The organism is Mesorhizobium sp. M7A.F.Ca.CA.002.04.1.1, from assembly GCF_004022805.1.
Classification (GTDB): Bacteria; Pseudomonadota; Alphaproteobacteria; order Rhizobiales; family Rhizobiaceae; genus Mesorhizobium; species Mesorhizobium ciceri.
Window position 1 is genome coordinate 1 of sequence record NZ_RZPL01000432.1, and the last position, 4,927, is coordinate 4,927.

A 4,927-nucleotide genomic window follows, 5' to 3' on the forward strand; every position below is an offset into this window, starting at 1 on the left:
GCACCGAGATCCTGTTTTCACTGATGTCTGCTTCGCCGGGATAGACCAGCGTGACGCGCTGGATGTTGCCGCCATCGTTGCGGATTGTTACCGCCGAGCCCATCCGCACGACATTGGCCGGCATGGAAGCCGCTGCCGTGACAACGGCACGGTCCATCTCCGAAAGCAATTCTTCGGCCGTCTCGGGCACGCGGTCGAGCGACGCCCGCGCCAGGCCCGTCAGCCTATGATGGTCGGCATCGGTGACCAGAAGCCGGCTCGGTGGACGCAATCCTGTTGCATGTTGCATGGCAAACCTCATGACTTGGCGCATCGAACAGACGCGCGCCTGCCGCCGCGCAAACGGTGGCTTGATGAAAAACCGGCAGCCGCGAAGCTGTCTGGCTCGGGAATGATAATGTCAGGTAGAAATGCCCCGGTTCGGACGGACGCCAAAAGGCGACCGCGCCGGGGCTACGATCCCGCGATCGGGCAGACCCTGAACAAGGTTCTGATATAAGCTGGGTTGCTCATGCATGGAGCCTTGCCGACAGGCGTCCGCTTGTCAAGCGCGGCCAAACCGCTCAACCGCCGACATAGCGCCGATGGAAGCGCGGACCGAGGCTGGTCAGGATCTCGTAGCCGATGGTGCCGGCATGGCCGGCGGCGTCATCGACGCTTTGCGAGGGACCGAGCAGTTCGACCAGATCACCCTCGCGCAGCCTGCCGGCCGGCAGGGCGGAAATGTCGAGAATGATCGAATCCATCGACACCCGCCCGACGAAAGGTAGCCGCACGCCCTCGAACCAGGCGGCGGACGCGGCGCGGCGTTGCCAGCCATCAGCGTAGCCGAACGAAATCGTCGCCAGCCTGAGCGGGCCTTGCGCATGATAGCTGTGGCCATAGCCGACGCCGGCGCCCTTTTCGACGCTGCGCGTCTGTGCCACCTTTGCCTGCAGCCGCACCACCGGCAGCATCGGATTGGACTTTGGCGGCGTCGGATTGATGCCGTAGAGGGCGGCACCGGGGCGGGCGAGATCGTAGTGAAAGGACGGCCCAAGAAAGATGCCGGAGGAATTGGCCAGCGACGCCGGCGCCTTCGGCAACATTGCGCGCAGCCGCTCGAACACCGACCGCTGCTTCTCATTGGCCGGATGCTCCGGCTCGTCGGCGCAGGCCAGATGGCTCATCACGTAACGGATGTCGATGCCGTCGAAAGCCTGCGGATCGGCGGCGATGCGATCCACATCCCGAGGCGCCATGCCGAGCCGCGACATGCCGCTGTCGACCTGGACCGCGGCCGGCAGTTTTCGGCCGGCGCGGCGGGCCGCAGCACGCCAGGCTGCCAGTTGCTCGTGGCTGTTGATAACAGCGCAAAGGTTTGCTGCCACGGCGTCCGGCTCGGCACCGGGCGGAATGCCGTTCAACACGAAAATGGCAGGGCCGGCCCCAAGCGAGCGGCGCAGGGCGACGCCTTCGCCCAGAAGCGCAACGAAGAAGATATCGCAGCCTTCGCGCAGCAGTGCCGCCCCGACCTGGCCGGCGCCAAGGCCGTAGCCGTCCGCCTTGAGCACACCAGCGCAGGCAACATCGCCCAACCGCGCCTTCAGCCGCCGGTAGTTTTCACGGATTGCACCGAGATCGATGGTGAGGATGGCCCCAGCCGCCACTTCGCTCGTGGCGGTGACCTCTTCTGGCGGCGATTTTTGGAGGGCGTCGTTCATGGCGACCGTTCTTGTGGTGGATGGGTTAGTCAGTAGTCAGTAGTCAGTAGAATTTGGCGCGGACCGCAACAGAACATTCAACCCTACTCCCCTACTCCCCTACTCCCCTACTATCGCACCAGATGCCGGAACGCCGCCACCACATCCTCATAGACATGGCGCTTGAACGGCACGATCAGGTCGGGAAGGTCCTGCATCGGCCGCCATGCCCATTTGTCGAACTCGGCGGTGTGGCCACCCGGCGGCGGATTGATCTGGATCTCGCTGACATCGCCGTGGAAGCGAAAGGCGAACCATTTCTGCGTCTGGCCGCGATACCGGCCCTTGAAGGCGATGCCGACGAGATGCTCCGGCAAATCATAGTTGATCCAGTCCGGCGCCTCGGCCAGTAGCGAGACGCCGCGCATGCCGGTCTCCTCATAGAGCTCGCGCTCGGCCGCCTGCAGGGGCTCCTCGCCCTCGTCGATGCCGCCTTGTGGCATCTGCCAGAGCTGCGTCGTGCCGGCAAATTCGCTGTCCGGTTCGGCAATGCGGTGCCCGACCCAGACCAGGCCCTCGGCATTGAGGATCATCAGCCCGACGCAGGGTCGGTAAGGCAGCGTTTCGCGGTCGATTTTGTTCGTCTTTGGCATCAGTCACTCTTTCCAGCCGTCTTCCGAGGGCTAGCCTTTTTGCGGATCGATAGCCACCGCTGAAATCGGCACGATCTCGATGCCGCGCTTCTTGGCCTCGACCACCCAGGATGACACGGTATCGACCGTCAGGTCGAAGGCCGAACCGATGCCGACGGCAGTGCCTTTGGCCCGCGCGGTCGCCTCCAGGCTGTCGAGCTTCTTCAGGATTTCGCCGCGATCCTGCACGGCATCAATCGCCATGTCGCCGGCGACGAAGGGCACGCCGTCCTTCAGCGCCAGATCCGGCGCCAGACTGCGCGCCGACGAGCCGTCATCGATATAGGCGAGGCCGCGTTTGCCGAGCTCGGCGATGAACGGCTCCATCGCCGCCGCGTCAGCGGAAAAGCGGGCGCCCATATAGTTCATGACGCCGGTATAGTTGGTCGTCCGCGACAGCGCCCAGTGCAGGCTCTTCAGGTTCTCGTCCGCGCTCGCCGCCACCGTCAGCGTGTTGCGTCCCGGATTGACCTTGGGATAATCGAACGGTTCGAGCGGCACCTGCATGACGATCTCGTGGCCGCTCTGCCTGGCTGCCTGCATCCAGCGGCCGATGCTGTTGCCTTGCGGCGCGAAGGCCAGCGTCACTTCCGCCGGCAGCTTGGCGATGGCCGCCTGGGTGCCGGTCTGCGAAACCGAAAGTCCACCGATGACGATCGCCACCCGTGCGCCGCGCCCGCCCGACCAGGGCCGCGCATAGACGTCGAACGGCCGCCTGCCATCGGCGGCGCGCACCGGCAACGGCCCGGTCTCGCTGGCCTCGATCAGCGCCTTGTCTGGAATATGCGCGACCTTCAGGTTCTGGCCGACGGTCGACGGGTCGCGAATGACGATCGCTGCCTTGGGCGGCCCATCGCCCTCCTCCGTCTGCACATGGATGATCTGCGGCCCACCTGATTTGACCGGCGCCTCCGGCTTCGGTGCCGCCGGGGCCAATGCAGGCGGCGCGGCGGCAGGTTCGGCCGCCGCGGTCACTTTCGGCGTTGAAACGGCAACCTGTTGCGGCTTACGAAACGGCTTTTCCCTGAGCGCGATCGCGCCGGAGATGCCTGCCACCACCAGCACGGCCACTGTCGCCATGATCGCACCGCCGCTGAGCTTGCCGGCGGCGCGCGGCGGCCGGACTGCCTGTCCGAGCGGGCGTTCGATGTCCTTGCCGATATCAGTCAAGCGTAATCCCCGGGCGCATGGCTCCGAAGGCGAAGCCACTTCGAAACGGCATGCGCGAATTCATCAATCCCGGCGCACCCCCGCGCCATGCCTTGGGAGCTTTGCCTCGCCCCCGAATCAAACTGCCGGAACCTTTCGGTCCCGGCAGCATCGCATTGCTTCCATCATGCTCAAACAGAAAGATGGAGCGGCGCGTGCGCCGCTCCAGATCCCTACTGGTTGAGAACCGCCTTTTGCGGATTGGGCGGGAAGGACGGATCGGTCTTCTGGCCACGCAGCAGCTGCTCGGCATAGATGAGCTGCAGATCGTCTTTCGGATCCGGCGGCACATAGGCGGCCGAGCCCGAACCCGTCGTGCTCTCGTCGGCGCCCTTGATATGGCCCTTGAGATCGGATTCGCCACGCGTCAGATCCCTGCCCTGCAGTTCCGGCGGCAGTGGCTGTTCGACCTTGATGTCGGGCGTGATGCCCTTGCCCTGGATCGACTTGCCGGACGGCGTGTAATAGAGCGCCGTCGTCAGCCTGAGCGCACCATTCTCGCCGAGCGGAATGATGGTCTGCACCGAACCCTTGCCGAAGGACTGCGTGCCGACCACCGTGACGCGGCGCAGGTCCTGCAGCGCGCCGGCGACGATTTCCGAGGCACTGGCCGAACCGCCATTGACCAGGACGATCATCGGCTTGCCGTTGATGTCGTCGACCTGCTTGGGCTTGGCGTCGAAGCGGGTGACGTCCTTGGGGTCGCGGCCGCGCGTCGAGACGATCTCGCCGCGGTTGAGGAAGGCATCGGACACGCTCACCGCCTGGTCGAGCAGGCCACCCGGATTGAGGCGGAGATCCAGAACGTAGCCCTTCAGCTTGTCGTCGGGAATCTGCTTCTTGATGGTGTCGATGGCGTTCTCGAGGTCGTCGTAGGTCTTTTCGGTGAAGGAGGTGATCTTCATGTAGCCGATGTCGTTCTCGACCCGGAACTTGACCGCCTTGACCTTGATGATGTCGCGCACGACCGTCAGTTCGATCGGCTTGTCGGCGCCCTGGCGCAGGATGGTCAGCTTGATCGGCGTGTTGACCAGGCCGCGCATCTTGTCGACCGCATCGTTGAGGGTCAGGCCGCGAACCTCTTCGCCGTCGATCTTGGCGATGTAGTCGCCGGCCAGCACGCCTGCCTTGGCGGCCGGCGTGTCGTCGATCGGCGTGATCACCTTGACCAGATCGTTCTCCATGGTGACTTCGATGCCGAGGCCGCCGAACTCGCCCTTGGTCTGGACGCGCATATCCTGCGCCTGCTCGGCATTCATGTAGGAGGAGTGCGGGTCAAGCGAAGCCAGCATGCCGTTGATGGCATTCTCGACCAGCGACTTGTCGTCGGGCGGCGTCACATAC

Annotated in this window: 5 protein-coding genes; all 5 read right to left on the reverse strand. The window is 64.7% G+C overall.

The features are described 5' to 3' along the window. Positions 1–289, reverse strand: a 289-nt coding sequence (locus tag ENZ75_RS20900; RefSeq protein WP_128278281.1) for a GreA/GreB family elongation factor, incomplete at its 3' end; no start/stop codon positions are given. A 274-nt stretch (positions 290–563) separates the two neighbouring features. Then, positions 564–1,703, reverse strand: coding sequence for an alanine racemase (alr, locus tag ENZ75_RS20905; protein ID WP_063169214.1), 1,140 nt, complete (start codon positions 1,701–1,703; stop codon positions 564–566). A gap of 110 nt (positions 1,704–1,813) precedes the next feature. Continuing rightward, entirely contained in the window at positions 1,814–2,335 is a 522-nt protein-coding gene (locus tag ENZ75_RS20910; protein WP_013529078.1) for an RNA pyrophosphohydrolase, read from the reverse strand. A 30-nt stretch (positions 2,336–2,365) separates the two neighbouring features. Further along, a complete protein-coding gene (locus ENZ75_RS20915; RefSeq protein ID WP_063169215.1) occupies positions 2,366–3,544 on the reverse strand; it encodes a divergent polysaccharide deacetylase family protein in 1,179 nt (392 codons plus the stop codon). A 212-nt stretch (positions 3,545–3,756) separates the two neighbouring features. Beyond that, positions 3,757–4,927 (reverse strand): S41 family peptidase (locus tag ENZ75_RS20920; RefSeq protein WP_164887904.1); only part of this gene is annotated, 1,171 nt, incomplete at its 5' end.